The 3973-nt window shown below is 74.8% G+C and carries 2 protein-coding genes; both read right to left on the bottom strand.

Annotated features, from left to right (window positions below; translation table 11 throughout):
- Positions 1–3047: type I polyketide synthase (locus tag ACZ7IF_RS39225; protein WP_470981827.1), on the bottom strand; the 3047-nt coding region annotated here is incomplete at its 3' end.
- A 59-nt stretch (positions 3048–3106) separates the two neighbouring features.
- On the bottom strand, positions 3107–3973 hold an 867-nt coding region (locus ACZ7IF_RS39220), incomplete at its 5' end, for an acyl carrier protein (RefSeq protein WP_470981825.1).

The raw sequence follows: 3973 nt of genomic DNA, 5'->3' as shown, positions 1-3973 counted from the left end.
CCACCCGCCACCAGCTCCACCACATCGGCACCCGACGCCGACAACAGCCCCACCACGTCGGCACCCGCCTCCGCCGACACCACCAGCCAACGGCCGGAGAGATGGCCGGGGGTGTCCGCGGCCGTGGGTTCCCAGACCGCCCGGTAGCGCCAGGAGTCGACGGTGGACCGCTGCCGGCGTCCCGCCCGCCAGGCGGTGAGCACGGGCAGGGCGGTCTCCAGGGCGTCCAGCGCCGGTCCTTCGGCGCCGAGTTCGCCGGACAGGGCCGGCAGGTCGGCGCGTTCGACGGCCTCCCAGAAGGCCGACTCCGCCGGGTCGGACCCGGCGGTGCGGCCGGTGCCGGGACGCGGCCAGTACCGCCGGCGCCGGAAGGCGTAGGTGGGCAGGTCGACGTGGGCCGGGCCGGCGTCCGCGAAGGCGGGCGACCAGTCGACGGCGACGCCGCGCACGTGTGCCTCGGCCAGCGAGAGCAGGAACCGTGCCGGTCCGCCGTCCTGGCGGCGCAGCGACCCGACGGCGCAGTCGCCGAGGCCCTGGATCAGCACGGGGTGCGGGCTGCTCTCGACGAACACGCCGAACCCCTGCTCGCGCAGGGCGCGCGTGGACTCCTCGAAGCGCACGGTCCGGCGGGCGTTGCGGTACCAGTACTCCGCGTCCAGCTCGGCGGTGTCCTGCCAGTCCCCGGTGACCGTGGAGAAGAAGGGCACGTCCGAGGGGCGCGGGGAGAGCCCGGCGAGGACGGTGAGGAGTTCGTCGCGGATCTCCTCCACGTGGGCGGAGTGGGAGGCGTAGTCGACGGCGATCCGGCGGGCGCCCTCGGTCGCGGCGAGCAGCTCGTCGAGTGCCTCGGGGTCGCCCGAGACGACGACCGAGCGGGGGCCGTTCTCCGCGGCGATGGACAGCCGCTCGTCGAGGCCGGCCGCCACTTCCTCGCGGGGCAGGGGGACGGACACCATGCCGCCGCGGCCGGAGAGGGCGAGGAGGGCCTTGCTGCGCAGGGCCACCACCCGTGCGCCGTCTTCGAGGGAGAGGGCGCCCGCGACGCAGGCCGCGGCGATCTCGCCCTGTGAGTGTCCGAGGACGGCCGCCGGTTCCACTCCGTACGAACGCCACAGGGCGGCGAGGGACACCATCACGGCCCACAGGGCGGGCTGCACCACGTCGACGCGGGCCAGGGCGGCCTCGTCGGTGAGTACCTCGCGCAGCGACCATGCGACGAACCCGGACAGTGCTTGCTCGCACTGGTCCATGCGGTCGGCGAAGACGGGGCTCGTGGCCAGCAGTTCCGTGGCCATGCCCGTCCACTGGGAGCCCTGGCCGGGGAAGACGAAGACGACCTTGGTGCGGCCGTCGGGTGCCTGGCCCTCGACCAGGCCGGCGGCCGCCGTGCCGTCGGCCAGCGCCGACAGTGCGGCGTCGAAGGCGTCCGGGTGGTCGGCGACGAGCACGGCGCGGTGGTCGAAGGAGGCCCGCGAGAGCGCGAGCGAGCGGCCGACGTCCGCCGGCGCGTGACCGGGACGGGCCGACAGGAACGTCCGCAGTTCACGGGCCTGGGCCCGCAGCGCGTCGGCCGACTTGGCGGACAGCGGCCAGGGCAGGGCCGGGGAGGCGGAGGGAGCGGCGGAGTCGGCGGGAGCGGCCGGAGCGGGCTCGGCGTCGGGCGTGTGCTCCTCCAGGATGACGTGGGCGTTGGTGCCGCTCATGCCGAACGAGGAGACGCCGGCGCGGCGCGGCTGCCCGTCGGACGTCCGCCAGTCGAGGTTCTCGGTCAGCAGCCGCACGGAGCCGGCCGACCAGTCGACCTGGGGCGTGGGCTCGTCCACGTGCAGGGTGCGCGGCAGGACGCCGTTGCGGATCGCCTGGACCATCTTGATGACGCCCGCCACACCGGCGGCGGCCTGCGTGTGACCGATGTTGGACTTGACCGACCCGAGCCGCAGCGGCCGGTCGGCCGGGCGGTTCTGCCCGTACGTGGCCAGCAGGGCCTGTGCCTCGATGGGGTCGCCGAGGGTGGTGCCGGTGCCGTGCGCCTCGACCGCGTCGACCTGTTCGGGCGTCAGACGGGCGTTGGCGAGGGCCTGGCGGAGCACGCGCCGCTGGGACGGGCCGTTGGGGGCGGTCAGGCCGTTGGAGGCCCCGTCCTGGTTGACGGCCGATCCGCGGATCACCGCGAGGACGGGGTGGCCGTTGCGGCGGGCGTCGGAAAGCCGCTCCAGTACGAGCACTCCGGCTCCCTCGCCCCAGCCGGTGCCGTCCGCGGCCGCCGCGAAGGGCTTGCAGCGGCCGTCGGGGGCCAGGCCCCGCTGGCGGCTGAACTCGGTGAAGGTGGTCGGGCTGGCCATGACGGTCACACCGGCCGCGAGCGCCAGCGTGCACTCCTGCTGGCGCAGCGCCTGTGCGGCGAGGTGCAGGGCGACGAGGGAGGAGGAGCAGGCGGTGTCGACGGTGACGGCGGGCCCCTCGAAGCCGAACTCGTACGAGATCCGGCCGGACAGCACGCTGGTGGCGTTCCCGGTCGCCAGGTAGCCGTCGACCTCCTCGGGGCCGCCGACGAGGACCGTGCCGTAGTCGCTGCCGTTGGTGCCGACGAACACGCCGGTACGGCTGCCGCGCAGGGCGTCCGGCGCGATCGCGGCGCGCTCCAGCGCCTCCCAGGAGGTCTCCAGCAGCAGCCGCTGCTGGGGGTCCATGGCGAGGGCCTCGCGCGGCGAGATGGCGAAGAAGGCGGCGTCGAAGTCGGCGGCGTCGTGGACGAACGCGCCCTCGCGGACGTACGAGGATCCGGGGCGGTCCGGGTCCTCGTCGAACAGCTCCTCCAGGTTCCAGCCCCGGTCGGTGGGGAACGGCGACACGGCGTCACGGCCGGCGGCGACCAGGTCCCACAGTCCCTCGGGCGAACGGACGCCGCCGGGGAACCGGCAGCTCATCGCGACGATCGCGATGGGCTCGCGGGCCGCCTCGGTGAGCCGCCGGTTCTGTTCGCGGAGCCGCTCGGCCTCCTTGAGGGAGGTCCGGAGCGCGGCCACGAGCTTCGCTTCGGGCGTCACCGTGCTGGATGTCACTGCTTCGGGCGTAACCATGTGTCAGCTCCACACTTCCCGGACCGTCAGGAGTCCGTGTTGTCCATGGCGAGACGGATCAGGGCGTCGGCGTCCATCGCGTCGATGTCCTCCGGGGCCGTGTCGTCCGGGTCGGGCGCCGCTTCCTGCGTGCCGCCCGCTTCGAGGCCGGCGAGGTCCAGCAGCACTTCCAGCAGGCCGGCCTCTCTGATCCGGGAGAGCGGCATCGAGGCGAGCGCCCGGCGGATCCGGTCCTCCTCCGGGTCGGTGTCGCCGAGGTCCCCGCACAGCTCGGTGAGGAGGTACGCGGCGAGCGCGGCCGGGTTGGGGTGGTCGAAGACGGCGGTGGCGGGCAGGGCCAGGCCGGTGGCCCTGCCGAGCCGGTTGCGCAGCTCGACCGCCGTCAGGGAGTCGAACCCGATGCCCTTGAAGGGCTGGTCGGCGCCCACGCGCTGCGGCGACCCGTGGCCGAGTACGCCGGCCACGTGGGTACGGACCAGGTCCAGCAGCAGATCGGTCCGCTCGGCGGCGGCCGGCAGCGCCGCCAGTCGTGCGGCGAGGTCGGCGTCGGCGCTGTCCGGTCCGGCGGGACGGACGGCTTCGGGGATGCCGGCGAGCAGCGGGCTCGGGCGGGCGGAGGTGAAGCCCGGCGCGAACCGCTCCCAGTCGATGTCGATGACGGTCAGGGTGTGGTCGCCCCGGCCGAGGGCGCGGGCGAGTGCGGCGAAGGCCGTGTCGGTGGCCAGTCCGGTCATGCCGGCCAGGCGCATGCGTTCGGCGACGGTCTCGTCCGCGGCCATGCCGTTGTCGGCCCACGGGCCCCAGGCGATGGAGGTGGCGGGCAGTCCGTCGGCGCGCCGCTGTTCGGCCAGCGCGTCCAGGCAGGCGTTGGCCGCCGCGTAGTTGCCCTGACC

Source organism: Streptomyces sp. NPDC037421, assembly GCF_055602105.1.
This window is presented reverse-complemented; position numbering and strand designations above follow the sequence as displayed.